This window comes from Quadrisphaera sp. DVD1 (genome assembly GCF_058932755.1).
The window spans coordinates 1-26481 of sequence record NZ_JBZYWI010000010.1 but is presented as its reverse complement, the minus strand read 5'-3'; the positions used below and the strand labels follow the sequence as shown (position 1 = coordinate 26481).

Annotated in this window: 22 protein-coding genes and 1 pseudogene; 6 read left to right on the top strand and 17 right to left on the bottom strand. The window is 74.5% G+C overall.

What is annotated here, in order from left to right:
- Positions 1-175: 175 nt before the first annotated feature.
- The 3 genes from AC5FZL_RS02185 (at position 176) to AC5FZL_RS02175 (ending at position 3051) form a co-directional block, all read left to right on the top strand.
- Positions 176-1834, top strand: a complete 1659-nt coding sequence (locus tag AC5FZL_RS02185) for a GMC oxidoreductase (RefSeq protein WP_493616927.1) — start codon at positions 176-178, stop codon at positions 1832-1834.
- 99 nt (positions 1835-1933) lie between these two features.
- On the top strand, positions 1934-2533 hold the full coding sequence (locus AC5FZL_RS02180; protein ID WP_493616937.1) for a TetR/AcrR family transcriptional regulator: 600 nt from the start codon (positions 1934-1936) through the stop codon (positions 2531-2533).
- A complete protein-coding gene (locus AC5FZL_RS02175; RefSeq protein WP_493616926.1) occupies positions 2530-3051 on the top strand; it encodes a MarR family winged helix-turn-helix transcriptional regulator in 522 nt (173 codons plus the stop codon). The genes AC5FZL_RS02180 and AC5FZL_RS02175 overlap by 4 nt, the downstream gene beginning before the upstream one ends.
- Here AC5FZL_RS02175 and AC5FZL_RS02170 read toward each other — a convergent pair.
- From AC5FZL_RS02170 to metG, 9 genes are all read right to left on the bottom strand, one after another.
- Positions 3048-3299 (bottom strand): hypothetical protein, encoded by a 252-nt coding sequence (locus AC5FZL_RS02170; RefSeq protein WP_493616925.1) that lies wholly within the window; start codon positions 3297-3299, stop codon positions 3048-3050. The two genes, AC5FZL_RS02175 and AC5FZL_RS02170, sit on opposite strands and share 4 nt — an antisense overlap.
- 55 nt (positions 3300-3354) lie before the next feature.
- Positions 3355-5208, bottom strand: a complete 1854-nt coding sequence (locus AC5FZL_RS02165) for an ABC-F family ATP-binding cassette domain-containing protein (protein ID WP_493616924.1) — start codon at positions 5206-5208, stop codon at positions 3355-3357.
- A 48-nt stretch (positions 5209-5256) separates the two neighbouring features.
- Positions 5257-6228, bottom strand: a complete 972-nt coding sequence (locus AC5FZL_RS02160; RefSeq protein ID WP_493616923.1) for a 4-(cytidine 5'-diphospho)-2-C-methyl-D-erythritol kinase — start codon at positions 6226-6228, stop codon at positions 5257-5259.
- Positions 6229-6274: 46 nt separating this feature from the next.
- Positions 6275-7774 carry a sugar transferase gene (locus AC5FZL_RS02155; protein ID WP_493616922.1) on the bottom strand — a complete coding sequence of 500 codons (1500 nt, stop codon included), beginning with the start codon at positions 7772-7774 and terminating at the stop codon, positions 6275-6277.
- Between the two features lie 199 nt (positions 7775-7973).
- The gene (gene rsmA / locus AC5FZL_RS02150) at positions 7974-8873 is read right to left on the bottom strand and encodes a 16S rRNA (adenine(1518)-N(6)/adenine(1519)-N(6))-dimethyltransferase RsmA (protein WP_493616936.1); all 900 of its coding nucleotides are present in this window, start codon (positions 8871-8873) and stop codon (positions 7974-7976) included.
- Between the two features lie 10 nt (positions 8874-8883).
- A complete protein-coding gene (locus AC5FZL_RS02145; protein WP_493616921.1) occupies positions 8884-10053 on the bottom strand; it encodes a resuscitation-promoting factor in 1170 nt (389 codons plus the stop codon).
- A 311-nt stretch (positions 10054-10364) separates the two neighbouring features.
- On the bottom strand, positions 10365-11201 hold the full coding sequence (locus AC5FZL_RS02140) for a TatD family hydrolase (protein WP_493616920.1): 837 nt from the start codon (positions 11199-11201) through the stop codon (positions 10365-10367).
- 95 nt (positions 11202-11296) lie between these two features.
- Entirely contained in the window at positions 11297-11812 is a 516-nt protein-coding gene (locus tag AC5FZL_RS02135; protein WP_493616919.1) for an endonuclease domain-containing protein, read from the bottom strand.
- Between the two features lie 552 nt (positions 11813-12364).
- Positions 12365-14164, bottom strand: a complete 1800-nt coding sequence (gene metG, locus AC5FZL_RS02130; protein ID WP_493616918.1) for a methionine--tRNA ligase — start codon at positions 14162-14164, stop codon at positions 12365-12367.
- Positions 14165-14260: 96 nt separating this feature from the next.
- On the opposite strand from metG, the gene AC5FZL_RS02125 reads away from it, so the two are divergent.
- Positions 14261-15187, top strand: coding sequence for a hypothetical protein (locus AC5FZL_RS02125; protein ID WP_493616917.1), 927 nt, complete (start codon positions 14261-14263; stop codon positions 15185-15187).
- Here the strand turns inward: AC5FZL_RS02125 and AC5FZL_RS02120 are convergent, their stop codons facing one another.
- The 6 genes and pseudogenes from AC5FZL_RS02120 to AC5FZL_RS02095 form a co-directional block, all read right to left on the bottom strand.
- Positions 15188-15637 (bottom strand): hypothetical protein, encoded by a 450-nt coding sequence (locus tag AC5FZL_RS02120; RefSeq protein ID WP_493616916.1) that lies wholly within the window; start codon positions 15635-15637, stop codon positions 15188-15190.
- Between the two features lie 119 nt (positions 15638-15756).
- The gene (locus AC5FZL_RS02115) at positions 15757-17355 is read right to left on the bottom strand and encodes a methyl-accepting chemotaxis protein (RefSeq protein WP_493616915.1); all 1599 of its coding nucleotides are present in this window, start codon (positions 17353-17355) and stop codon (positions 15757-15759) included.
- 154 nt (positions 17356-17509) lie between these two features.
- On the bottom strand, positions 17510-18727 hold the full coding sequence (locus AC5FZL_RS02110; RefSeq protein WP_493616914.1) for a pyridoxal phosphate-dependent aminotransferase: 1218 nt from the start codon (positions 18725-18727) through the stop codon (positions 17510-17512).
- A gap of 224 nt (positions 18728-18951) precedes the next feature.
- Entirely contained in the window at positions 18952-20259 is a 1308-nt protein-coding gene (locus AC5FZL_RS02105) for a hypothetical protein (RefSeq protein ID WP_493616913.1), read from the bottom strand.
- 59 nt (positions 20260-20318) lie between these two features.
- Positions 20319-20591, bottom strand: a pseudogene (locus AC5FZL_RS02100) (WecB/TagA/CpsF family glycosyltransferase); the annotation flags it as partial.
- Between the two features lie 238 nt (positions 20592-20829).
- Complete coding sequence (locus tag AC5FZL_RS02095; protein ID WP_493616912.1) at positions 20830-21885, bottom strand: glycosyltransferase family protein; 1056 nt, start codon at positions 21883-21885, stop codon at positions 20830-20832.
- A 521-nt stretch (positions 21886-22406) separates the two neighbouring features.
- Here AC5FZL_RS02095 and AC5FZL_RS02090 point away from each other — a divergent pair.
- Positions 22407-23198 carry a WecB/TagA/CpsF family glycosyltransferase gene (locus AC5FZL_RS02090; RefSeq protein ID WP_493616911.1) on the top strand — a complete coding sequence of 264 codons (792 nt, stop codon included), beginning with the start codon at positions 22407-22409 and terminating at the stop codon, positions 23196-23198.
- A 313-nt stretch (positions 23199-23511) separates the two neighbouring features.
- Positions 23512-24627, top strand: coding sequence for an O-antigen ligase family protein (locus AC5FZL_RS02085; protein WP_493616910.1), 1116 nt, complete (start codon positions 23512-23514; stop codon positions 24625-24627).
- Positions 24628-24731: 104 nt separating this feature from the next.
- On the opposite strand, the gene AC5FZL_RS02080 is transcribed toward AC5FZL_RS02085, so the two are convergent.
- Positions 24732-25958 carry an MFS transporter gene (locus AC5FZL_RS02080; RefSeq protein ID WP_493616909.1) on the bottom strand — a complete coding sequence of 409 codons (1227 nt, stop codon included), beginning with the start codon at positions 25956-25958 and terminating at the stop codon, positions 24732-24734.
- 7 nt (positions 25959-25965) lie between these two features.
- Positions 25966-26481: NADase-type glycan-binding domain-containing protein (locus AC5FZL_RS02075; RefSeq protein WP_493616908.1), on the bottom strand; the 516-nt coding region annotated here is incomplete at its 5' end.

The window sequence follows — 26481 nt, the reverse complement described above, 5'->3', positions numbered from 1 at the left end:
GTGCGGTCGTGACGGCGCCACTGTCCCACACGCTCGCCGCGGGACCCGTCGCCCCGTTGACCCGTACGGGCCACGCCTCCCCGGCGCGCGCTGGGATCGACCACGTGGAGGCGCGTGGCGGACGCGCCAGGTACCAGTGCCTCAGGCCCCCTCCCATCTGCGACAGGATGGGCCCATGCTGCTCGAGGGTTCTGACCTGCCCGTCGGGACGACCCTGCGAGCGACGGTGTGCATCGCTGGAGCGGGGCCCGCCGGGCTGTCGATCGCGGCTCGCCTCGCGGACGCCCACGTGGACGTGGTGCTGCTGGAGGCCGGTGGCGGGACGATCCCGCGCGCCCAGCTCGAAGCGGTCCGCAGCACGGGGATCCCCTACGACACGCCGGCCAAGCGCGGCAGGGGCCTGGGCGGCGGGGCCCTGACGTGGAACGTGCGGACCCCCCTGGGCGAGGACCACCTCCGGCTGCGGGAGCTGGGGCCGCTCGACCTCCAAGCCCGTCCGGGCGTGCGCGAGGCCAGCTGGCCGCTGGACGAGGAGGACCTCGCCCGGGCCTACCGGGACGCGTGGGAGCTGTTCGGCCTCCCACCCGCCGACCCGGACCGGGACGGGCCAGGGACCGCGGATCACGAGGTCCGCGCCTTCCGCCTCGGCCCCTCGACGCCCTTCACCGAGGACCTGCCCCACGCACTGGTGCGCCATCCCCGCGTGCGCGTCGTCACGGGTGCCGTGGCGACCGAGCTGCGGACCGACGGCGACCCCGGTCGCATCTCCGCGCTGTGGTCCACCAGCTCGTCGGGGAGGCGGACGGTCGTCGAGGCCGACGTCTACGTCCTCGCCGGCGGCGCCATCGAGAACGCCCGCCTGCTGCTCGCCTCGGCCTCGCGGGTACCGGCGGGGGTGGGCAACGCCCACGACAACGTCGGGCGCTGCTTCATGGAGCACCCCCACTACGACTCCGGCGTGGTCCTGCCTGCGGACCACCGCCTCAGCGACCGCCCCGACCTGTGGGACGTGCACGAGCGGGACGGCGTGGCGGTCCAGCGGAAGTACGCGCTGTCCAGCTCTGCGCTGCAGAGGGAGGGCCTCCTCGACGCCGCCCTGTTCCTGCGCACCCGCAGCCCCCGGGACGTCGTCGTGGTCGGGCGGGAGGGCGCGGACGTGCGGCGCAGCCTGGCCGTGCGCGAGTGGCGGGTCGCCCTCCAGCGCGGACGCCTGCCCGACCGCGCTCGCGCGACGGCGCCGGACGCCCTCGCCTCCGCACCGCAGACGGCCTGGCGCCTCCCCGCCCAGACGATGGCCTGGGCAGCGGCGCGGTTGCGCCGGCCGCACGCCGCGCCGCCTCGCGTGATGACGCTCCGGGGCATGGCCGAGCAGGAGCCCAACCCGCTCTCGCGCGTGCGCCTGAACGGGGCCAGGGACGCCCTGGGAATGCCCGTGGCCGAGCTGGACTGGCGGATGACCGACGCCGACTGGTCGTCCATGGCGCGGACCCAGGCCCTCCTCACCCCGTACCTGGAAGGCGTGCTCGGTGGCACCGTGCACTCGCTCGTGGACCCCGAGCGGACGCAGGTCGTCGGCGGCTCCCACCAGATGGGCACGACCCGGATGAGCAGTTCGCCCCGCGACGGCGTCGTGGACCCGGACAGCCGCATCCACGGGATGACGAACGCGTACGTCGCCGGCGCGTCGGTCTTCCCGACCGGGGGGTCCGCCAACCCGACCCTGACCGTCGTCGCCCTGGCACTGCGACTGGCCGACCACCTGGTCGGGCGGCTCGCCCCCGCTCCAGTGACGGCACGGCACGCCGACGGCGCAGCAGAGGAGGATCCCGCCTAGGTGCCCCTGGCCCGCTCCCTCGAAGTCGGCACCCGCCGCCCGACCACGACCCGCCGCAGGCCGTCGCTCGGGCAGGATGGCCGGGTGAGCAGGACGCGAATGACGGGCGCGCAGCGGCGGGAGCAGCTCCTGGACGTCGGGCGCGGCCTCTTCGCCGACAAGGGTTTCGAGGGCACGAGCGTCGAGGAGATCGCCGCGCGCGCCCAGGTGTCCAAGCCGGTCGTCTACGAGCACTTCGGGGGCAAGGAGGGCCTGTACGCGGTCGTCGTCGACCGCGAGGTCCGGGCCCTGCTGGAAGCGATCAGCGGCGCCCTCGCCGCCCGGGCGCACCCGAAGGTCATGCTCGAGCGCGCCACCATCGCGCTGCTCGACTACGTCGAGACCTCCACGGACGGGTTCCGGATCCTGGTGCGCGACTCCCCCGTCGCCCAGGCCACCGGCACCTTCGCGAGCCTCATCGGGGACATCGCCACCCAGGTAGAGCACTTGCTGGAGCGCGAGTTCGCCCGCCAGGGCCTGCAGCCGGGGAGCGCTCCGATGTACGCCCAGATGCTCGTCGGCATGGTCGCCCTGACCGGCCAGTGGTGGCTCGGCTCGCGCGCCCCGTCCAAGGACGTCGTCGCCGCCCACCTGGTGAACCTGGCGTGGAACGGCCTGTCCGGGCTGGAGCCCGGCCCGACCCTGTCCTCGCCGCTGTGAGCACGACCGGGCCGGGCGAGGACGACGTGGACCGCATCGTCGCGGCCTGGCAGCGCGAGCGCCCGGACCTCGAGCTCGCGCCGCTGCACGTGCTCTCGCGGGTCACGCGGCTGGCCTTCCACCTCGACCGCGCCCGGCGCGAGGCCTACGCCGGGTCGGGACTGGAGACCTGGGAGTTCGACGTGCTGGCGGCACTGCGCCGCGCCGGCGACCCTCACGAGCTCTCCCCGTCCGCACTGGCGGTGGCGACCCTCGTCACCAGCGGCACGATGACGAACCGGATCGACCGCCTCGCCGACCGCGACCTCGTCGAGCGCCGCCCCGACCCAGCGGACCGGCGCGGGGTGCTGGTGCGCCTGACCGGCGGTGGGGCGCAGCGCGTGGACGCCGCCCTGGCGGACCTGCTCGTCCGGGAGCGGGCGGTCCTGTCCGTCCTGCCCCAGGCCGACGCGGCAGTCCTCGTGCGGTCGCTGCGCGCGCTGCTGTCCTCGTTCGAGAGCAGCCGCGGCATCGGCTAGCCGTGCCGCCCGGCGACGCCGGTCGCGCTGCTGGTGGGTGCGGCGCCCGCTCCCTGCAGGTCGTCAGCCGGCGCGAGGAGCGGCGGCTCGCCGCGGGGGCCGGGCAGCGCCGGCGCGGCCTCAGCGGCCTCCGGCGCGCGAGGGCGCTCGCGGCGAGCCTCGGCGAGCTTCACTGTGGCCCCGAGGATCCCGGCGACCCCGAGGGCGGTGACGATCCACGCTGCGGCAGCGGCCACGACGACGGTCATGAGCCACCGTAGGCACGCGCCCCCCTCGCACGTGGGGGAACGTGCCAATCCGGCCTCAGCCCACGAGCTCGGCCGCGCTGAGCCACTCCTCCTCGAGCGCCTCGCGCCGGGCCACGACCTCGCGCAGCTGCGCGTCGAGGCGGGCGACGGCGGTGTGGTCGGTCGCCTGCTCGGCCATCTCCGCCAGCAGCGCCCTCTCCTGGTCGCCGAGCTTGGTCATCTGGCGCTCGAGGCGGGACATCTCCTTGCGGGCGCCGCGCACGTCGGCGGCCGACGACGCGTCCGCGGCGCTCGCGGCGACGGCAGGGGCGCCGGAGGAGGCCGAGGAGCCGGTGGACAGGGTCGGGGAGGCGCCGCCGGTCCAGGCCCGCGACCGCAGCGCGAGGTACTCCTCGACGCCTCCGGGCAGGCCGCGCAGGTGGCCGTCGCCGAGCAGCGCCACCTGCGTGTCGGTGGTCCGCTCCAGCAGGTACCGGTCGTGGCTGACGACGACGAGGGTCCCGGCGAAGCCGTCGAGGACGTCCTCGACGGCGGTGAGGGTGTCGGTGTCCAGGTCGTTCGTCGGCTCGTCGAGCATGAGCAGGTTCGGCTCGTGCACGAGCAGCCGGGCCAGCTGCAGGCGCCGGCGCTCGCCCCCGGAGAGCTTCGCCACCGGCGTCCAGGCGCGCTCGGCGGTGAAGCCCAGGCGCTCGACGAGGGTGGAGGCGCTCATCTCCTTGCCGTCGACGACGACCGTGCGGGCCTCGCGCTCGACGGCCTCGAGCACGCGCAGGTCGGCGACCTCGGCGAGCTCGTGCAGGGACTGGCTGAGCACGGCCACCTTCACCGTGGCGCCGAGCTTGACGCGGCCGCTGTCGGGTCGAAGCTCACCGGTCAGCAGGCGCAGCAGGGTGGTCTTGCCCGAGCCGTTGACGCCGACCAGCCCCACCCGGTCGCCGGGGCCCAGGCGCCAGGTGACGCCGTCGAGCAGCACGCGCCGGCCCTCGCCCGAGCCGACGGAGAGGCGGACGTCCTCGACGTCGACGACGTCCTTGCCGAGCCGGGCGCTGGCGGTGCGCGCCAGGGCGACGCCGTCGCGGGGTGCGGGCTCGTCGGCGATCAGGGCGGTGGCTGCGTCGATCCGGAACTTGGGCTTGGAGGTGCGGGCCGGCGCACCGCGCCGCAGCCACGCGAGCTCCTTGCGCAGCAGGTTCGAGCGGCGCTCGGCGGTCACCGCGGCGGTGCGCGAGCGCTCGGCCCGGGCCAGGACGTAGGCGGCGTACCCGCCCTCGTAGCTGTCCACGACGCCGTCGTGGACCTCCCAGGTGCGCTCGACGACGGCGTCGAGGAACCAGCGGTCGTGGGTGACCACGACGAGCGCGCCGCGGCCGTCCAGCCAGCGCCCGCGCAGGTGATGGGCGAGCCAGGCCACGCCCTCGACGTCGAGGTGGTTGGTCGGCTCGTCGAGCAGGACCAGGTCGTGGTCGCCGACCAGCAGGCGGGCCAGGGCCACGCGGCGGCGCTGGCCGCCGGAGAGGGTGCCCACGAGCGCCCGGTCGCCGCCGGGGGCCATCGACCCTCCGCCGAGCAGGTCGGCGAGCAGGCCGTCGAGGACGTCGCGGACCCGGGCGTCGGCCGCCCAGGCGTGGTCCGGCGCGTCCCCGACGACGGCCTCGCGCACGCTCCAGGACGGGTCGAGCTCGTCGGTCTGGGTCAGGACGCCGACCCGCAGGCCGCGGCTGTGGGTGACGCGGCCGGCGTCGGGCTCCTGGGTGCGGGCGATCAGGCGCAGGAGCGTGGACTTGCCGTCGCCGTTGCGGCCGACGACGCCGACGCGCGCGCCGTCGTCCAGGCCGAGGGAGACGCCGTCGAGGATGGTGCGGGCGCCGGCGACCAGGGTCACGGACTCGAGGTTGAGGAGGTGAGCCATCCCTCCCAGGATCTCACCTCGCGGCGGGGTCCCGCGCCGCGAGGCGCGCTAGCGGGACTGCTGGGAGGGGTGGTGCGGGGAGGTGGCGACCGGCTCGACCTGGCGGGCGCCCGGCGCCGGCCCGGTGACCCGGCGCACGTCCGAGGCCACGCCGGAGGCCGTGAGCGCGACCGCGAGCTCGAGCGCGGCCGAGCTGTCGGAGACGAGCAGCGCCACGGTGGGGCCCGAGCCGGAGACGAGGGAGCCCAGCGCGCCGTGGTCCTCCCCGAGGGCGAGCACCCGGCGCAGCTGCGGGCGCAGCGAGCAGGCGGCCTCCTGCAGGTCGTTGACCAGGCAGGAGCCCAGGCGGGCGGCGTCGCCCGAGCGGAGCGCGTGCGCCAGGTCGGCGGGCACCTGCGGCTCCAGGGCGGGCGCGGGCAGCCCGGCGTGCAGGCGGTCGTGCTCGGCGTAGACCTGCGGGGTGGACAGGCCCTCGGCCGCGAGGGCGAGCACCCAGTGGTAGTCGCCGCGCCCCAGCACGGGGGTGACGCGGTCGCCGCGGCCGGTGCCCAGCGCCGTCCCGCCGACCAGGGCGAAGGGCACGTCGGCGCCGAGCTCGGCACCGAGCTCGACGAGCTCCTCGCGGCTGAGGCCGGTGCCCCACAGCAGGTCGCAGGCCACGAGGGCGGCGGCTGCGTCGGCCGACCCGCCGGCCATGCCACCGGCCACCGGGGCGGCCTTGCGGATCGACAGCGCCGCCTGGGCCGGCACCCCGGCGCGCTCGGCCAGCAGCCGCGCGGCGCGCACGGCGAGGTTCGTCTCGTCGAGGGGGACGTCGGCCGCGCCGGGCCCGCGCACCGCGACGGTCAGCCCGCTCGCGCCGTCCGCGGGGAGGGCCGCCGTGACCTCCTCGAAGAGCGAGACGGCCTGGTAGACCGAGACGACGTCGTGGTAGCCGTCGTCGTCGAGGGCGCCCACGCGCAGCGCCAGGTTGATCTTCGCTGGCGCCCGGACCACCACCCGGTCCCCCGTCGGGTTCACCGTGCGGACACTACGGGACGCCCCGCGCCCCCGGCTCCGGCAGGCGTCAGTACGCGCCCCGGCTGCGCACGACGGCGCCGAGGGTCTTCCAGAGGATCATGAAGTCGAACGCGAAGGACCAGTTCTCCACGTACCGCAGGTCCAGGCGCACCGACTCGTCCCAGTCGAGGTCCGAGCGGCCGTTGATCTGCCACAGGCCGGTCAGGCCGGGCTTGACCAGCAGGCGCCGCCGGACGTCGTCGCCGTACAGGGCGACCTCGGCGGCCAGGGGCGGACGAGGCCCCACGAGCGACATCTGCCCGGTCAGCACGTTGACGAGCTGGGGCAGCTCGTCGAGGGACAGGCGCCGCAGCAGCTGCCCGACCCGGGTCACCCGAGGATCGGCACGCATCTTGAACAGCACGCCGTTGCCCTCGTTCTGGTGCTGGAGCTCCACGAGCAGCTGCTCGGCGTCGGTGACCATGCTGCGGAACTTCAGCATGGGGAACGTGGCGCCGCCCTTGCCGACGCGCTCCTGGCGGAAGAGGACCGGCCCGCGGCTGTCGAACTTGATCGCCACGGCGATGGCCAGGAGCACGGGCAGCAGCAGGAGCACCCCGACCGCGGCCGCTGTGCGGTCGACGGCGCCCTTGGCCAGGCGACGCACTCCCGTGAGCTCCGGGCGCTCCAGGTGCAGCAGGGGCAGCCCGCAGACCGGGCGGATCGCCACGCGGGGCCCGATCACCTCGGTGACCGCAGGCGCCACGAACAGCTCGGCGTGCGTGCCCTCCAGCGCCCAGCCGAGCTGGCGCAGCGCCGGCCCGTCGAGCTCGGGGGTGGGGAGCACCGCCACCGCGTCGATGCCCTCGCGCCGGGCGACGTCGGCGACCTCGTCGAGGCCGCCGAGCACGGGGATCCCGAGCCGGGCGAGCCCGTCGTCATCGATGTCCGCGTGGTCGCTCGACAGGCTGGGCGGCACGCACACCCCGACCACCCGCATGCCGTGGTAGGACGCGCGGTTCATCTGCTGGACCATCGCCAGCACGCCCGCCCGGTGCCCTGCGACCAGGACGCTCTGCGTGTGCTCACCACGAGCGCGCCGGCTGTGCAGCCACCGGCGCCAGGCGTAGCGGCTGGACAGGGTCATCAGCGCCGCCAGCGGCAGTGCGAGCACGACGAACCCGCGGGCGATCTCGAGCTTGAACGCCCACGACACCGAGGCGACCATCGCCAGCACGAAGGTCGACGCCCTCAGGACCCGGTCGAACTCCTCGCTGCCGAGCCCCATGAACCGCGTCTCGTACGCCCGGAAGGCGACGAACGCACCCAGCCAGAGCACCGGCAGGACGACGATCATCCACGCCTCGAGGATCCCGCGCTGGAACGAGGGCCCCTCGAAGCGGACCGCGTAGGCGAGCAGGGTGGCTGCCGTGATGCAGAGGAAGTCCGTGGTGACGATGCGCCGCAGGTACGAGCCCCGCCAGTCGTGGCGCGGCATCGAGCTCCGCACCTGCAGGGGCAGCCACAGCGCGCGCGAGGCACCTGAGACCTTCGACTCGACCGCCATGAACAGACCCCCACGCAAACTGACCTCCGGGCGACGACGCACCCCTGCAACTTCGAGTGACGCCGTCGTCACGGCCCACGATCACGGCCCGAGTGGCACTGTTCCTCACTCCGCTAGAGAGGGCAACAGGGCGAGCGCCCCCATCTGATCCCCCGCACCCCCTTCGGTCGGCCGGACGACTGACGCCGACGACGGTGCGTCAGCGCGACTCACCGAGCGCCACAGGAGGTGGCGAGAGGGCGGCGCGGGCCTCGGCGATGCGGATGAAGTCCCCCACGGCCAGCCGCTCCCCGCGCAGCCCGGGGTCGACCCCGGCGGCCCGGAGCACCTGCTCGGCGAGCACGGGTGAGCCCGCCCACGGCGCCAGGGCGGCTCGCAGCGTCTTGCGCCGCTGCGCGAAGGCGGCGTCGATGCAGGAGAAGACCGCCGCCCGTCCGACCCGGGAGGGCGGCGCATCACGGCGCACGAGCCGCACGAGCGCGGAGTCGACGTTGGGCACCGGCCAGAACACGGTGCGCCCGATGTTCCCGGCGAGGCTGACGTCGGCGTACCAGGCGGCCTTGGCGGAGGGGATGCCGTACGTGCGGCTGCCCGGGGGCGCCGCGAGCCGCTCCGCCACCTCGGCCTGCACCATGACGAGCGCGCTGCGCAGCGAGTCGAAGCGCTCGAGCATGCTCAGCAGCACCGGCACGGCCACGTTGTAGGGCAGGTTGGCCACGAGGGCGGTGGGCTCGGGGCCGGGCAGCGACGTCACCGACAGCGCATCGGCGGTCACCACCTCGAGGCGCTCGACGGCGTCCGGCCGCCGCTGCGCCACCGTGAGCGGCAGCTGCGCGGCGAGCACGGGGTCGATCTCCACGGCCGTCACCCGCGCCCCGGCGTCCAGCAGCGCCAGGGTGAGCGAACCGAGGCCGGGCCCCACCTCGACGACGACGTCGCCCGCACCCACGCCGGCGCGGGCCACGATGCGGCGAACCGTGCCGGCGTCCGTGACGAAGTTCTGCCCGAGGGTCTTGGTGGGGCGCACGCCGAGACGGCCTGCCAGGTCCCGCACGTCGGCGGGGCCCAGCAGGCCGTCTCGGGTGGAGTCTGCGGCGATCAGCGCCCGCTCAGCGGAGGCCGAGCTTGCGGCTGCAGGAGGGCCAGGCGCCCCAGCCCTGCGCGGCCTTGAGCTTCTCGCCCATGGCGATCTGCGTCTCGCGGCTGGCCTGGTGGGGCAGGCCGGAGCCGCCCATGGCCTTCCAGGACTGGGCGGAGAACTGCAGGCCGCCGTAGTAGCCGTTCCCGGTGTTGATGGACCAGTTGCCGCCGGCCTCGCACTGCGCGAGGCGGTCCCAGTTGCTGCCGCTCGAGACGGCCGGGGCCGGGGCCGAGGAGCCGCCGTCGGCGGGCGCCGAGGAGGCGGACGGGGACGGCTTCGGCGCGGGGGCCGGGCGCACCTTGGTGCCCTTGAGCACGATCTTGGCCACCGGGGCCGCCACGGTCTCCTCGCCGACCACCGCGCGGCCGACCTCCTGGCCGTCGGCCAGGGTCGCCTCGAGGGTGGTGCGCTTGGTGCCGGTCTGGCCCTTCTGGGAGACCTTGGTCTCGCCGACGAAGAGGTCGCCGCTCTCCTGCTCCTGGGTCTCGAAGGGGATCTCCGAGTCCTCGGTGAAGGTGTTCTTCGCGATCCGCGTCACGGTGACGACCAGGCCGTCGACGAGGGGCGCGGTCGTCGGCACCGAGGCGGTGTCGAGCTCGCCGAGGGCGACGCCGGCCTCGGCGAGGGCGTCGGCCACCGTGGTGGCGGTGCTGGTCACCGGCAGGGTCTGCCCGTCGACCAGGACCTGGACGTCCTTGGGGGTGCTGACCTGCAGGGCCATGCCACCGCGGCCGAGGGCCGCCGAGCGCGAGGCCGACAGGCGGGCGCCGTCGGAGCGCACGTCGAGGTCGGACAGCGCGTCGCCCACGGTCAGGGCGGTGGTCCAGTGGGTCTGCGTCTCGCCGTCGACGGTCAGCGTCAGCGGGCGGGAGTGGCGGACGACGACGGTGTCACCGTCGTCCACGCCCTCACCGACGGCCGGGGCGACCATGTCCTTGCTGGTGACGTCCACGTCGGCGGCCGCCAGGACGGCGTCCACCGAGCGGCCGAAGAGACGGACCTCCTCGGTGTGACCGTCCACGTCGAGGGTCACGGTGGTGTCGTTGACGGCCCAGCCGGCGGTTCCGGCGACGAGAGCGGTGACGACGACGGCCTGCCCGGCGAAGCGGGCGGCACGACCGGTGGGGAGAAAGCGCACGGGGTCCCTAGCGTCGATCTGCCCGGGTACGGGCTCCGGACGACGCTCAGCGCTCGCAGGAGTCCTCCGGGAGGACCGCGCGGGCGGCTCGGCCCGACGCCGGCCGCGCTGCCGGGGCAGCGCGATCTCAGCGGTCGGGGAGTCGACGTCCGGGGCAGTTCCGATCCCGGCTGACGTCGAAGGACGGTAGGTGACGATGTCCGTTTCGACCAGGTTCAAACCCGGCTCACGCGGAATGTTGAAGGCACCTTGACCATTCCTTTGCCGGGGCATGCTGCAGACCGGGCTCTGGGTCACGCGCTGTCTGGACATCACCACGGACCGTAGACGGACTCCGCGGTGTTCGTGAGCATTTCGCAGACCTCGGCCACGTCGCGTCCGAGGACCTCCGCCATCGCCCGCACCGTGTGCGGCACGAGGTGGCTGGCGTTGGGGCGGCCGCGGTGCGGCACGGGGGTGAGGTAGGGGGCGTCGGTCTCGACGAGCACCTGCTCCAGCGGCACGGCCGCGAGCGCCTCCCGCAGCCCGGTGGCGCTCTTGAACGTCACCGTGCCCGCGAAGGACAGGTACCAGCCCCGCTCGGCGCAGGAGCGGGCCATCGCGGCGTCGCCGGAGAAGCAGTGGAAGACCGTGCGCTCCGGCGCGCCCTCGGCCGCGAGCAGGTCGAGGACGTCGTCGTGGGCGTCGCGGTCGTGGATCTGCAGCACCCGGCCCAGCCGCTTGGCCATCGCGATGTGCGCGGCGAAGGACTCCCGCTGCGCCCGGGCGGCGGCCGGGTCCGACCAGTCGGTGCGGAAGCGGTCGAGGCCGGTCTCCCCCACGACCCTGATGCGCGGGTGGGCCGCGAGCGCCTCGACCTCGGCCAGGGCGGCGTCGAGCTCGCCGCGCGCGGCGAGGAGCGGGGCCTCGTTCGGGTGGACCGCCACTCCCCCGAGCAGCCGCGGCCACCGCTCTACGGCCCGCACCGTCCAGCGCGCCGCGGGCAGGTCGCACCCGATCTGCACCGCGCGCGGGACGCCGGCCGCCGCCGCGGCGGCCAGCAGGGCGTCGACGTCGGCGTCGCTGAGGTGGTCGAGGTGGGTGTGGTCGTCGACGACGCCCACCGGCAGCGGCTCGGGGACCGGCGGATACCCCTGCGGCAGGCTCACGGGGTCATCGTGCGCCACGGCCCCGCACCGTCGTGCGCCGGCTGCAGCAGACGCCGCGTCCGGGTCCCGGCACGCGACACGTGCTGCAGCGGCGCTCACCAGCGCAGCCCGCGCTGGCGCAGCACCCGCTCGACGAGCGCCGTGGTCGGCAGCGGCCGCTGCAGCAGGTCCTGGGCGGTCACCACGACGACCCTCCACCCGAGGTCCTCGAGCACGCGCTGGCGCCCGAGGTCCAGCTGGCGCTGCCGCGCCGTCAGGTGGTGGGCGCCGTCGTACTCGACGGCGACGCGCACCGAGGGCCAGCTGAGGTCCGGGCGGGCGACCTCGTGCCCGCCGTCGAGGACGGGGCGCCCGCACACCGGCTCGGGCAGCCCGGCGGCGCGCAGCAGGAGGCGCAGGCGGGTCTCCATCGGGGAGTCCACAGGGTGCCGCACGAGGAAGAGGGCCTCCAGGGCGGCGTCACGCGCAGCGGGGCTCCCCAGCGCGAGGGCTGCGCGCAGCGCCTCCCCGACGTCGTCGGCGCGCCGCCGGACGGCGTCCCCGAGGGCGACGGCCTCGGGGAGGCCGAGGTCGTCGCACCGATCGGCCCACGCCCAGGCCGGGTGGAGCACGGCAGGCCGCCGCGGCGCACGACCGCGGCCGTCGGCACCAGGGCCTGCGGGCTCACCTCCACGCCCTCTACTCGCGGCCGGACCACGCGCGGCGGCACGGCGACGCGCAGCGGCTCGTCCAGCGGGTCACCGGCCCCGAGCGGAGCGGGGAGGTCGAGCAGGGCCACGGCGGTGGCGCCGGCGAGGACCGCGCCCGGGGGCAGGACCAGGAGCGCGGCCCGGCTCCGCAGCTCGAGCGTCCACGGCAGCGCGGCCGGGACCCTGACCTGGCGGTGCGGGGCGCGCAGGTCGCGGGCGCGCAGCCGGCGCGGGGTCAGCCCGAGCGCGAGCGCCTCGCGGACGAGGAAGGGGCGCTCCGCCAGGGACGGCGGCAGCGGCGTGGGCGACGTGGGCGGCGGCACGGACCCACCGTGGCGCCCCCAGCGCCGGACGCCGCAGCCGCCGTCCACAGGCTCGGGCGCTCGGTGACGGCGGCAGGCGCCGTCTGCTGCAGCAGGTGCCGCGTGCCGGTGCCCGGAGGCGACACCTGCTGCAGCGCAGCGGCTCAGCGGCTCACGGGGTCTCGCCGCGCAGGCGGGCGAGCTCCTCCTCGACGATGCCGTCGTCGAGCTTCGTGAAGATCGGCGACGGCGGCCCGACCGGCGTCCCCGGGACGACCGGCCGCGAGGCCCAGGCCGGCGGAGCGGAGTAGTCCCCGGTGATGACGGGGTAGCCCGGCCCGCCGTCGAGGTCGTCGACCTCGACGATGGTCGGCATCGGCTGGAAGACCCCGGTGCCGCCCAGCGCCTCGTGCACGGCCTGGGAGGAGTGCGGCAGGAACGGCGAGAGCAGCGTGTTGAGGTCGACCACGGCCTGGGCCGCCACGTGCAGCACGGTGCGCATGCGCTCGGGGTCGGTCTTGCGCAGCGTCCACGGCGCCTGGTCGGACAGGTACTTGTTCGCCTCGCCGGCCAGGCGCATCGCCTCGGAGACGGCGGCCTTCTGCCGGTGGCTGCCGATGAGGTCGCCCACGACCGCGAAGCCGCCGCGGACGGCGTCCAGCACGGCGTGGTCCTCGGCGGTCAGCGCGCCCGGCTCGGGGATCGAGCCGACGTTCTTGGCGATCATCGAGGCGGTGCGGTTGACGAGGTTGCCCCAGGTGGAGACCAGCTCGTCGTTGGTGCGGCGGCGGAACTGCTCCCAGGTGAAGTCGGTGTCCTGGTTCTCCGGCCCGGCGACGCAGATGTAGTAGCGCAGCGCGTCGGGCTGGTAGCGGGCCAGGAAGTCGCGCACGTAGATGACCACGCCGCGGCTGGAGGAGAACTTGCCGCCCTCCATGGTGAGGAACTCGCTGGAGACCACCTCGGTCGGCAGCTCCAGGGAGCCGTACGCCCCCGGCTCTCCCCCGCGCGCTCCGCGGCCGTCGTAGCCCAGCAGCTCCGCGGGCCAGATCTGGGCGTGGAAGGTGATGTTGTCCTTGCCCATGAAGTACGACGACCGGGCGTCGGGCGAGGACCACCACTTCCGCCAGGCCTCCGGGTCACCGCTCCGGCGGGCCCACTCGATGGACGCCGACAGGTAGCCGATCACGGCGTCGAACCACACGTAGAGGCGCTTGGTGGGCTGGTCCTCCCAGCCGGGCAGCGGCACCGGGATGCCCCAGTCGATGTCGCGGGTCATCGCGCGGGGACGCAGGTCCTCGATGAGGTTGAGGCTGAACTTGATGACGTTGGGCCGCCAGGAGCCCGACTCCTCGCGCCCGTGCAGCCACTCGCCGAGCGCCTCGGCGAGCGCCGGCAGGTCGAGGAAGAAGTGCTGGGACTCCACGAACTGCGGGGTCTCGCCGTTGATGCGGGAGCGGGGGTCGATGAGGTCGACCGGGTCGAGCTGGTTGCCGCAGTTGTCGCACTGGTCGCCGCGCGCGCTGCCGTACCCGCAGATCGGGCAGGTGCCCTCGATGTAGCGGTCGGGCAGGGTCCGCCCGGTGGACGGCGAGATGGCGCCCATCGTCGTCTGCTCGACCATGTAGCCGTTGCGGTGCACGGTGCGGAACAGCTCCTGCACCACGGCGTAGTGGTTGCGCGTGGTGGTGCGGGTGAACAGGTCGTAGGACAGGCCCAGGGCGTGCAGGTCCTCGACGATGAGCCGGTTGTTGCGGTCGACCAGCTCGCGCGGGGTGATCCCCTCGGCCTCGGCCTGGACGAGGATCGGCGTCCCGTGCTCGTCGGTGCCCGAGACCATGAGCACGTCGTGCCCCGCCATGCGCATGTACCGGCTGTAGACGTCGGAGGGCACGCCGAACCCGGCGACGTGGCCGATGTGGCGCGGGCCGTTGGCGTACGGCCAGGCGACGGCGGACAGCACGGAGGTCATGGCAGGGCAGCGTAGTGAGGCCGACACGGGCGAGATCCGCACGTCCAGGGGCTGCTCACCCCACAATGACGGTTTCCGACCACGAGGAGACGCTCCGTGACGACCTGCGGTGCTGCCCGCGCCCGGACCACGGCCCGCCGTGCCGCGGCGACGGGCGCCGTCATCGTGGCGCTGGTCGCGGCCCCGGCCGGTCTCGCGCTCGCGGACTCCCCGACGGAAGGACCGACGTCGACCGCCTCGCCCACGGCCGACGCCACCGCCTCGCCCACGGCCGACGCCACCGACCCGAGCGACGAGCCCAGCGACCCGGACGACCCGCCGACCGACGGGACCACCGACCCGAGCAGCCCCCCGACCGAGGGACCCACCCCCGCAGACCCGCCGACGGCGGGCCCCACGGACCCGCCCACGGCCGAGCCCACCCCGACGAGCCCACCCACCGACGAGCCGGTCCCCACCGACCCGCCGACGGCCCAGCCCACCCCCACCGGCCCGGCGACGCCCGCGGGCCCGCTCGCGCCCGAGCCCACCGCGAGCGCCCCGGTCGTCGAGGTGCCGACGCCGTCCGCCACGCCCTCCCTGCCGGCCAGCGCCCTGACGGAGCCGGTCGTCACGTCCGTGCCGAAGCCGGAGGCCGGGACCGGGACCACGGCGAAGAGGACCAGGACCACCGCCACGGCGTCCTCGGCGCCGGAGATCTCGGTCGTGGGCCTGGCGCCGATCGCCCCGGTCTCAGAGCTGCTGTCGGCGCTGGTGTCCGAGCCCGTCGTCGCCGAGCCCCTGAGCGCGCCCGAGGAGAGCACCGCCGCGGCGCCCGTGCCGCGGCGCGGCACGGAGGTGCTGGGCACCAAGCAGGCGGCGTCCGACGTGCCGCCGCCGGTGTTCGAGGACGAGCCCGCCTGGTCGACGACCAGCCGCCTGCTGCTGCCATTGGGGATCGCCATCGGCGTCGTCTTCGCGCTCACCGGGATGGGGTTCGCCGAGAAGCTGCGCCTGCGCTGGCGCCGGCAGTCGCTCGGCTGATCAGAGGCCGGCGACCCGGTCGCGGGCCTGCGCCAGCCACACCGGCAGGGTGCTGGCGGCGTAGCACGCGCCGGTCACCGCCCCGAAGGTCGCGTGCGGGGAGCGCACGCCGCGACGGGCCAGCGCCGCGGGCCCCCGCCGGCCCACCGCGGCGAGCAGCGCCGTCCACACCACGGCGATGAGGAAGAGCCGCTGGAAGGCCCGGACGTCGTGCGCAGAGGTCTGCCCGGAGGAGCGCAGACCCGGCGGCTTCGAGGTCAGCTCCCACGCCACCTCAGCGCCTCCGACCTGGGCGCACTGGACGGCCACGAGCGCGAGGCGGGTCCGACGGCGCGGCCCGCGCTCGAGACCCCGGGTGGCGTACCAGCCGCCCACGCTGAGGCCATCGGCCAGGGCCGACGTGACCGCGATCCCGAGCGCGACGGCGCGTGCCTGCCCCCGTGCGATCACCTGCGGAGCCTAGGCACGCCGAGCACCTCGGGCCAGACCCCTGGGTCGTGCCGCGGAGGACCACCAGGAGGAGCGCGCAACGGAGCCCCTCTGCTCGGCCCTCGGCAGCGTCGCCGTCCTCAGTACTGGAAGCGGCCGACCAGGGTGCGCATGGCCGAGGCCATCCCCGCGAGGCTCGCGGCGGCCGCCCGGGCGTCCTCGACGCCCTCGCTGGTGGAGGTGGCGGCGGCGGAGACCCCGTCGAGGCTGCGAGCGATCTGGGCGGTGCTGCCGGCGGCCTCGCTGACGCTGCGCGTCATCTCGGCCGTCGTCGCGGTCTGCTCCTCCACCGCGCTGGCGATGGTGGCCTGGTAGTCGTTGATCCTGACGATGATGTTCGAGATATCCCCGATCGCCGTCACGGCGCCGGAGGTGTCGGCCTGGATGGCCTGCACCCGGCGCCCGATGTCCTCCGTCGCCCGCGCGGTCTCCTGCGCCAGCTCCTTGACCTCGTTGGCGACGACCGCGAAGCCCTTGCCCGCCTCACCGGCCCGGGCCGCCTCGATCGTGGCGTTCAGGGCCAGGAGGTTCGTCTGCTCCGCGATCGAGGTGATCGTCTTGACGACGTCCTCGATGCGGTCGCTGGACTCGCCGAGCGAGACGATGGTGGTGTTCGTGGCGTCCGCCACCGCCACGGCCTCGCCGGCCACTTGAGCGGCCTGGCTGGTGCTGTGGGCGATCTCGCGGATGCTGGCGCCCATCTCCTCGGAGGCGGCGGAGACGGTCTGCACGCTGGCCGAGACGTCACCCGCGGCGGAGGAGACGGCGCGGAGCTCGTGCACCGAGGCCTGCGCGCCCTCCGCGAGCCGGCTGCTCGTCGCCGTCAGCTGCTCGGCGGCGGCGGAGACGTCGACGGCGTTCTGGGCCATCGCCACGACGGCGGCCCGCGTCGAGGTCACCGTGCCGTTGAGCGCCTGCGCGAGGCGACCGAGGTCGTCGCGAGAGGCCACCGCAGCCACGACCCGCAGGTCGCCGCCAGCGACCGCCTCGAGGAGCTGGACGTGGCTGCGCAGGGCCTGGCTGATCCGCCGCGCGACGCGCAGGCCGGCGAACAGGGCCACCGCGACGCCGACCACGAGCAGGACGATGATCTGGCGCTCCGCCGAGACGACGGTGTGCTCGAACTCGGTGCCGGCCTGGAGGTCCTCGACCGCCGCGTCGGTCGCCTCGGCCAGGCCTGCCTCGTACGCCTTGCGCAGGTCGCGGTTCGGGCCCATCGCCAGGGCCAGCGCAGCGTCGGCATCGGTCGCGCTGAGGGCGAACTCCTCCTCCACCGCCGCGAACCAGGTGTCGATGCCCTCCGAGACCTCGTCGATCCTCGCCGTCTGCCCGGCGGCCGCCGTCTCCCGGCTGCGCTGCAGCGCGGCCCGGATGGTGTCGTGGCGCCCGGAGAACTCCTCCTCGAAGCTGGCGTCGCCCGTGATGAGGAAGCCGCGCTCGTCGGTGGCGGCCGCCTTCGCGGCCAGCGCCGCCTCCTGCAGCCCGGTGATGTGGGGCACCTGGTGCCCGAGCTCCAGGTCGCGCGTGCCCTGGAGGTGGCCCATCCTCACGACCGCCAGCACGCCGACGGCCACGGCGACGACGGCCACCAGCAGGAGCGAGGCGATGACCTTCGCGCCGACGGAGGCGTTCTGGAGCTGGCGCCGCTCAGGCTCGGCAGGGTCGCTGGTGTGTGCCATGGGGTCTCCTGGTGTCACCACAGGTCGCTGTGCTCGGCCCGTCCGTGGAGGACGCGCACGGTCCCCATCGGGCTGAGCGCGGCCGACGTGAGCCTTTCACCCGCCGATGTCACAGGCAGTCACGCGGCTGTGACGGGAGCGACGCCGGGCGTCGTCAGGCGCTCGTGCGCCGCCGGTGCAGGAAGGCGCCGATGCGCTCGACGGCGCGCTCGAGGTCCTCCACGTGCGGGAGGGTGACGATCCGCAGGTGGTCCGGTCGCGGCCAGTTGAAGCCGGTGCCCTGCACGAGCAGGATCCGCTCCTGGACGAGGAGGTCCAGCACCAGCTGTTGGTCGTCCTCGACCCGGTGCACGGCCGGGTCCAGGCGCGGGAAGCAGTACAGCGCGCCCTTGGGCGTGACCACGGAGACGCCCTCGATGGCGTTGAGCATCTCCACCGTGCGGTCGCGCTGCTCCAGCAGCCGGCCGCCGGGCAGGATCAGGTCGTTGATGCTCTGGTGCCCGCCGAGCGCGGCCTGGATCGCGTGCTGGGCCGGCATGTTCGCGCACAGGCGCATGCTGGCCAGCAGGGTCAGGCCCTCGATGTAGCTCTGGGCGTGCTTCTTGGGCCCCGACAGCACCACCCAGCCCGAGCGGAAGCCCGCGACCCGGTAGGCCTTGGACAGGCCGTTGAAGGTCAGGCACAGGACGTCGGGTGCCAGCGCCGCCGTGGAGACGTGCTCCACGCCGTCGTAGAGGATCTTGTCGTAGATCTCGTCGGAGAAGATGATCAGGCCGTGCCGACGGGCCAGCTCGACGATCCCCTCCAGCAGCTCGCGCGAGTAGACCGCGCCGGTGGGGTTGTTCGGGTTGATGACGACGATGCCCTTGGTGCGGTCGGTGATCTTCGCGGCGAGGTCGTCGAGGTCGGGCCACCAGTCGGCCTGCTCGTCGCAGGCGTAGTGCACGGGCGTGCCGCCGGCGAGCTTCGTCGACGCCGTCCACAGCGGGTAGTCCGGCGAGGGGATCAGCACCTCGTCGCCGTCGTCGAGCAGCGCCTGCAGCGACATCGCGATGAGCTCCGAGACGCCGTTGCCGAGGTAGACGTCCTCGACGTCGAGCCCGGTGATCCCCTTGGACCCGTGGTACTGGACGACGGCCCGCCGCGCCGAGAGCAGGCCCTTGGAGTCTCCGTAGCCGTGGGCCGAGGGCAGGGCGCGGATCATGTCGACGAGCAGCTCGTCGGGCGCGTCGAAGCCGAAGATGGCAGGGTTGCCCGTGTTGAGCTTGAGCACGCGGTGGCCCTCGGCCTCGAGGCGCTGGGCCTGGGCCAGCACCGGGCCGCGGATGTCGTAGAGGACGTCCGCGAGCTTGCTGGACTGGTTGACCTGCACCTGTTCCTCCTCCGGCGCGCGCTGCGCACGGACCATGGTGCCCCAGCAGGACTCCCGCTGGCACCGCTCCCGACCCACCGGTGACGAACGATCCCTCTGCCTCAGCTCGAAGGTCGGAGGTCTGCGACCGGGCTCGACGACGCCCTCGGGTCGTCCACAGAGGCGCACTCGGGTCCACGGCCTTCACCGAGGCGCCCGAGCGCGAGGGCACCTGGCGCACGCGGTCAGCTGGCGCCAGCCCAGCGCAGGGCGGCGAGCACCGCCAGGGCGACGCACGCGAGCACGAGCACGAGCAGGCTCCACAGCGCGGCACGCGTCAGGCGTCGCCTCAGAACCAGCAGCAGGGCACCGGTCACCACGAGCGACTCGAGCATCATCAGTGCGGGGACGGCCACGACCCCCCACCTGTCCAGCGCCGACGGCATGCACGTGAGCATGAGCGCCGCCCCGAGGGCGATCGGTGCGAGAACTCGCTCTTCGCACCGCTCAGCAGTGGCGATGTACACGAGGACCGTCGAGCAGCCGCGGACGCACTCAGCACCGGCGGTCAGCGCCAGGAGCGGCGCTGCGGACACGAAGTCGTCAGAGAACACCACCGCGAGGACGACGGGAGAGAGCAGCGCGACCACGAGCGGCGCCGCCGCGATGAGGGCGACGGCGAGCACGGCCTCCCGTGAACGGCGGCGCCCGTCACCCAAGGATCTCCACTGGGCCAGCAGCCCGGCGGCGACCACCGTGCTGACCTGCGGCATGACGACCGTCATCAGCAGGTAGGACGGCTGCAGCAGCCCGTTCGCCGTCTGCCCCAGCCCGCTGACGACCAGACCGCGCACGTAGGTGTCGACCCCGCTGCGGCTCACCAGCAGGAGGAGTCCCGCCAGCACGCCGGGGACGAGCTGGCGCAGGAGGTGCGGGTCCACCCGAGGGCGGGCGCGGCCGCCCTCGGGTGGCCTGGAGGCGACCACCACGGTCGGTACCGCCGCCAGCGCCGGCACGGCAAAGCCGACGACGATCGCGACCGCCGCGAGGACCGCTGACCCGCGCTCGGCTGCCACCGCGGTCACGGCCAGGGATCCTCCGACGCCCGCGACGGTGGAGACGAGGTGCTGCGCGCCCCGGTCGGTGCCTCGCAGGAGCGCGTTGGCGAAGTAGGAGCCCGTTGCTGCCAGGGAGGCCGCCACGACCATGGGCTTGCCGACTACGTCCCCGGCGAGACCGAGCCGCGAGGCCAGTGCAGGTGGCGCGAGCGCGACGGCCAGCGCGACCACAGCGGTCGCGGTGAGGACGGCCGCCCCGATCGTAACCACCGTGCGGGCGCCCCTGGCCGGGTCCTCGCGCAGGGCGCGGAACTCACGGGTCGCCACGGACCACAGGCACAGGAACCCGAGCCCCGCCGTGAGACCGGTGACGGTGGACAGCTGACCGACCGCGCCCACCACGCCCGGGGTGAAGGCCTGCGCCAGCACCTTCGTGCGCACGAGGCCACCGACCAGGCTGACCCCTGCCGCAGCGAGGTAGAGGACGGTCGCCACCCGGGCTGCGCGAGGGTCAGCCAGCGCCACCGCACCTGCCCTGGCAGCTGCCGCAGCACGGTGACGGATCCTGCGGCGCACCGGCTCGCCAGTCGACGGAGGTGGTGCCGCAGGCGGAGGGCCCGCTCGAGCCCCTGGGCAGCGACCCGGCGCCAGGCGCGCACGTCCTCGCCCACCACGGAGTCGACCCGTCCTGCGCACGTGACGACGAGGTCCGGGGGCAGCTCCCCCCAGGGGTCGTGCACCCACTCGCCCTCGAGCGGCATCCCCAGCCCGACGAAGACGGTGCCGGGCTCGGCAGTGCACGCACCGTCGAGCACCTCCGTCCAGTCCTCGTGGCACCCGTGCGTCGCGAGGACCGCCCGGGCGCCGCCAGAGGGTCCAGGCGCGCAGCGGCTCCGCCAGCCTCCCCCTCGGGGCCTCCGACGAGGGCGACCCGGGCCGTGGCGGCGACGAGCTCCTGGTCATCGCGCCCCTCGTCCAGGCCGTCCACGTGCAGGCCGAGGGCGGTTTCGGCGACCCGGAAAGGGGCGACGCGGCACGTCGCCCGTACGGGGAGCCGCGGCTCGATCAGCACGGACCGGGCTCGCTCACCATGGCTCGGACGACGTCGCTCCACGTCTCCTGCGGCGCAGGGGCGGCGGGTGCGGCTCCGGGGCGCACCTCGTGAGCGTCCTCGACCATGATCACGCGTTCCCTGAGGCGGGGTGGGAGCTGCAGACCCGCGACGAAGACCGGCCTTCCGGTCGCCAGCGCGTTCCCCAGCTTGGCGGGAACCAGCGTGCGTGCCCGGGCCCCACCTCGGTAGGGGAGCACCATGGCGGAGCAGTGGTCCAACAGGGGCGGGAGATCGCTGAGCGGCACCGGATCCCCGACGACCACCGAGGCCCGCCGCAGCACATCGCTGGCCCGCTCGTCCGCCACTCCGACGATGCGCAGCGGCACCCGCGACGCGAGGCGCGCGAGGAACTCGACGTCGACGTCCTCGTAGCGGATCGTCCCGAAGTAGCCGACGGGCCCCCCGACCGGAGGTGGAGACCACTCGTAGCTGGTGAACTCGTCGTCCGCGACGGGAGAGAGCACCCGGACCACGGCGCCGCGACTCGACCACGACGCCGCCACCTCGGGCGAGTCGGTCGTCACGAGCACCTGGCCGCGGGCGGAGCGGCGGGCGATGTCCGCCTCGACGCGACGCCACCCCCTGGGCGGCCAGTACGAGCTCGGGACGGTGCTCCAGTCCAAGACGCTGTCGTACACCAGCACGTCTGGCCGCATGCGCAATGCGGCCTTCCACGCGCGCCGAGACGGCAGGTACAGGACGACGACGAGGCGGGGCCCACGGCGCCGGCGCAGGACGCGCAGCGGCAGCAGACCGTGGCGCACCGTGACCCCTGCGGGGACCGGGTTCTCCATGCCCGGAGCCGCAGCGGTCGACCGGTGGAGCACTCGGTGCGAGGCCAGGGCAGCCAGCACGTGCCGCAGCCCCCGCGGGTGCGGATCTTGGAAGAGGACCTCGAAGCCGAGCGAGGCGGCCGCTCGCGCGATGGCCTGGTGGCGCTGCCACATGAAGTTCCACCGGACCGAGCTGAGGATCACCATCTGCGGAGCACCGGGGACCGGGACCACCACCACGCTCCTCTCTTCGTCCGTGCTGAGCTGATCACATCTTCCACGGTGGACCGGTCCGCAGCCACGGCGTCACACCGGTGGCGTAGCGGGTCTGGCGGAGGCCCTGACAGGCCCCGACGAGCCTCACCCAGACGCACCACGCGTGGTTGTCAGCCGAAGAGACTGCGTGAGAGGGTCCAACGACCTCGAGGAGCCACAACCTCGTGCCCCACCGGGCGCGAGGCGTCGAGGACGTCCGAGCGGAAGAACCAGGGGGCGGAACGCCGTGCTGTTCGAGTGCAGCTCCCTGAAGGCCCCAGCCCCCGCCGGCCCGCCCAGCCGCGGTGGGCTGCCGTCGCGCGCACGGATCGGCGAGCGTTCCTAGTGGGCGTCGACGGCCACCTGGCACCGAGCAGCCCTCATCCGGGCTCACGAGCAGGCCACCACGCAGGCCACCACGCAGGCCCAGAGGCGCGGAGCCGTCGCGCTCGTCTCCTGGGCGCCTGGCCCGGCCACCGCGCCGGTGGCCACGGCGTCCGGTGACGGAGCCAGCGCCGGAGCACCGGCTGCCGCCCTCCCAGGAAACCCGCTGGGCGGCGAACCTCTCCCAGGACATCTGCCGTCGACACGCCCAGGGCGAGACGGTCACGGCTACCTGGTTCAACCACGCCTCGGCGCTGGCCTCGTACTCCGCCGCCGTGGACCTGTCCCACCTGAGCCACGTAGGTGTGGATGGCACCCTCCTCCGGCTGATGCTCGATCCGCGCACCCCGCGGACGAGCGCGGACCTCGTCATCCCGCTGGTCCTCCGGGACCTGAAGCACGCGCCGAGGGTGGGGCTGCTCGGCAGCCAGCCCGACCAGCTGAAGCGTGCGGCTGCACGCTTGGCCGCGTACCCGTCCCACCCGGAGGTGGTCTTCCTCCAGGACGGTTACGAGGGTCGCATGGAGCCTGACGAGCTCGCCGACCACTTGCAGTCCCTCCAGCTCGATGTGCTGGTCATCGGCTTGGGAGCGCCACTGCAGGACCACTACGCGGCGGCCCTGGCACGCAGGAGCGCTGGCCCGGCTATCGTCCTGACCTGCGGAGGCTGGCTCGACCAGGTCACCTACGACTCGTACTACCCGGCGCTGGCCTACAGGCTCAAGCTCAACTGGCTGGCGCGGCTGGTCCGAGAGCCTCGTCGCCTGTGGCGCCGTTACACCCTCGTCGCAGCGAGGGCGCTCCTCAACGGGAAGGGACTGGCGGACTACGTGATGGTCCAGGGCGGCGTCGGCTTCGAACGGGCTCGGGCGGCGGCCACGACCTCGGTCGGCTCTGATGCGCCGTAGGCCCCTGCTCAGGGCTGGTGACGCTCAGCCGGCGCACGTCGACAGCGCGCCGAAGAGCTCAGAGCACGCAGCGCCTGCGGCCCTTCCCCTCGCGGAGACGGAGGAGGGTCCTGCGGATGACGAGCTCAGCCGCGCCGGTGACCACGGGGACCGCGCAGTGCTGGTCGTCCTCGCGTCCTACCCGTTCCTCTGGTGCGCCGGACTGGCCGGCGCCTACTGGCCCCTCCTGGCTCTGGTCACCGTCTGGGCCGCGAGGCGCAGAGCGCTGGACCTGAGCGCCGCGCTCGCGGTGTCGGTAAGCGGAGTGCTCCTCGTGAGCACGTCGATCGGAGTGACGGCGCTCCAGGCCCCCGTCGGCCGGGTCCTGTCGGTGGCGGGGAACGTCTCAGTCTGGCTGGCGGTGTCAGCGCTGATCGTCCTCGCCCGAGAGGAGCGCTTCCGCGGACGTCTCGAAGTCGTCGTGCTGGGGCTGAGCACCGTCCAGGGGGCCTTCATCGCGATGGCCCGGGTGTTGTACCCGCTCGAGGTCCCGCTGCCGCTGCGCACCCGCGCGCTGGAGACCTTCCCATCGGGCTTCCGCGCCTTCGCCGAAGGCCGGCTCATCTACCTGGACTGGCTCGGCGGCGAGGCCTTCCGGTCGGCAGGGATGAGCGCACAACCCACCTGGAGCGGCGCTCTCGGTGCTGTCGCGCTCATCCTCGCGCTCTCGAAGGTCGTCGGCACCAGGCTCAGGTCTCGTCGGGCGCTCTTCCTCGCCGTGAGCGCCGCAGCCTCGCTGCTCGCTGTGTGGTACTCCCTGAGCCGCGCCACCTACGGCGCCTTGGGACTGGCAGCCTGTGCCGCGCTCGCGGTGTGGCTCCTGCGCACGCGCCCACGACTGTTCTACGTGCTGCTGGTGCCCCTCGGCCTCGCAGGCATCGCTGCGGCGATCGGGACGGCGGCGGCGCTGGGGCAGATCCTCAGCGACCTCAACTCCGCCCGAGCGGGCTCGCTGGAGGCGAGGGGTGCCATCTACGCGAGGACGTGGCAGCTGATCACGGAGTCGAACAACCCTCTGCTCGGTTACGGCATCAAGCCGCAGGAGTCCGAGCTCGTGGCGAGCGTGGCGACGCACTCCACGTACCTGGGCATGCTGTTCCGGGGCGGCGCCCTCGGGCTCCTCCTGGTCATCGTGCTGCTGCTGCTCACGCTCCTCAAGGCGGTCGTCGCCCGGCAGGCCGGCAGCGCGGCCACCACCACGTTCATCCTCGTCTGGTGCGCGCTGGAGGACCTCGACGCCGGTCACCTCTTGCCGCTGGCGCTCGTCCTGGCCGCCAGCGCCAGAGTGGCGAGCTTCGCGCCCCCCGACCCACCGGGCGGTGCAGCGACAGGGGAGCCGACGTCCACAGCCCTGCCGTCCTGGCCCAACAGGCACCCCGTCCGCGGATAGCGGATCTCCAGCACCGCCGAGCGGCGGCCGCGCCGCGGCACGGGCCTGGGCCGCTGCCCGTGCTGGCGCCGGTGGCAGCAGGCCGGCAGCGGCAGCGGCTCGGCTCAGGGGGCGATCCCCGCCGCGCGGCGCGTCCGCCGGTTGGCGTGCGGCGACCACCGCGGCACCGCCGCGCCCATGACGCCCGCCGCCACGGCTCCGGCCACGCCCATCGCCACGATGCCGGCGCCCAGGCTGCCGAGCGCCGCCCCGGCGGAGACCACGAGCGGCCCCGCGCCGGCCCCGGAGTCCTGGATCAGCCGCCAGATGCCGAGGAACTGCGAGCGCACGGCTGCGGGCGCGGTGTCGGCGCCGAGGGTCATCATCACGCCGGAGCCGATGCCGTTGCCGAACCCGAGGACGGCCGCCACCACGGCGACGCCGCCGATCGTGCCCACCGTCGGCAGCGCGAGCAGCGCAGCTCCCATGACGAGCATCGACGGCACGGCCACCCACAGCCGGCCGAAGCGGTCCATCACCGCGCCGGCCGGGTAGAAGAGCAGCATGTCCACCGCGCCGGCGAGCGCGAAGATCACGGACGTCGTGGACGGCGCGAAGCCCAGGTGCTCGGCCCACAGCGGCAGCACCACCTGCCGGGCGCCGCGCACGGCGCCGACCAGGAGGACGCCGACGCCGAGCGTGGCGAAGATCCGCCAGTTCCCCACGAGCACCGAGTGCAGCGTCGCGGGGCTGGCCTGGCGCCGGCGCACCGTCTCGGCCCCGGCGACGTCGGGCACCGCGAGCACGACGACGACCACGACCAGCGCCAGGCCCGCTCCCAGCCAGTACGAGGCGCGGATGCCGGCCACGTGCACGAGCCCCGCGCCGATGAAGGGCCCGAGGAAGGAGCCGATCCGGCCCGCGCCCCCGAGGGTCGACAGCGCCCGCGCGCGGTAGCGGGGCGGCGTCACCACGGTGAGGTAGGACTGCCGGGCGAGGTTGAACACGGCGTTCGTCGCGCCGGTGGCGAGCACGCACACCGCGAGGACGACGACGTCGCGGGCCAGGGCGGCGCCGGTGAGGGTGACCACGGCGATGCCGGCGGCGATGAGCATCGCCCGCCGGTCCCCCACCCGGGCGGCCAGGGCACCGGCGGGCAGGTCGGCGAGGATCTGCCCGATCCCCAGCATCGCCGCGAGCAGCCCGGCCACCGCCAGCGACGCCCCCAGCCGGCCGGCGGAGATGGGGACGATCGGGATGATCGCCCCGACGCCCATCTCGAACACCAGCGCCGGCGCGAACACCCCGGCGACCGAGCGCCGGGTGAGGAAGCCGCCTGCCTCCGAGGTCACCGGCGGCTCACCCCAGCAGGGCCACGTCGCTGATCGCGGTCTTGTCGAAGACGGGGTCGCCGGGGCCGGTCGTCGCGTCGATGCGCAGCTGCACCTGCGAGGCGACCACCGGCTCGATCTCGACCACCTGGGCCTCGCGGACGCCGTCCGCCAGGGTCTGCGGGATCTCGCGGCCGTCGACGAGCCACGTCACCTGGGTGATCCGCCGCTCCTGGGCGTAGCGGTCGGCGCCGGTGGCGGGGTCGGTCTTGGCGTAGCCGTTGACGAGACCGAGGGCCTTGACCGGCCGCTTGGTGTCGAGCGTGAAGGTCAGGACGGCGCCGGAGCCGTTCCCGTCCATCCGCCAGGCCGTGGCCGGGTCGGCGTCGAGCATGTGCGCGGCGTCGTACGTCGTCGGCTTCCCGGCGGCGTCCCGGCTGGCGGGCGAGGTGGCCGGCACCTGCGCGCTGGCGGCCGCCGTCCACGACGAGCGGGACGCCGCGCCGTCCGGGGCCTCCTCGCTCGCGCTGGTGCCGCCGGTCAG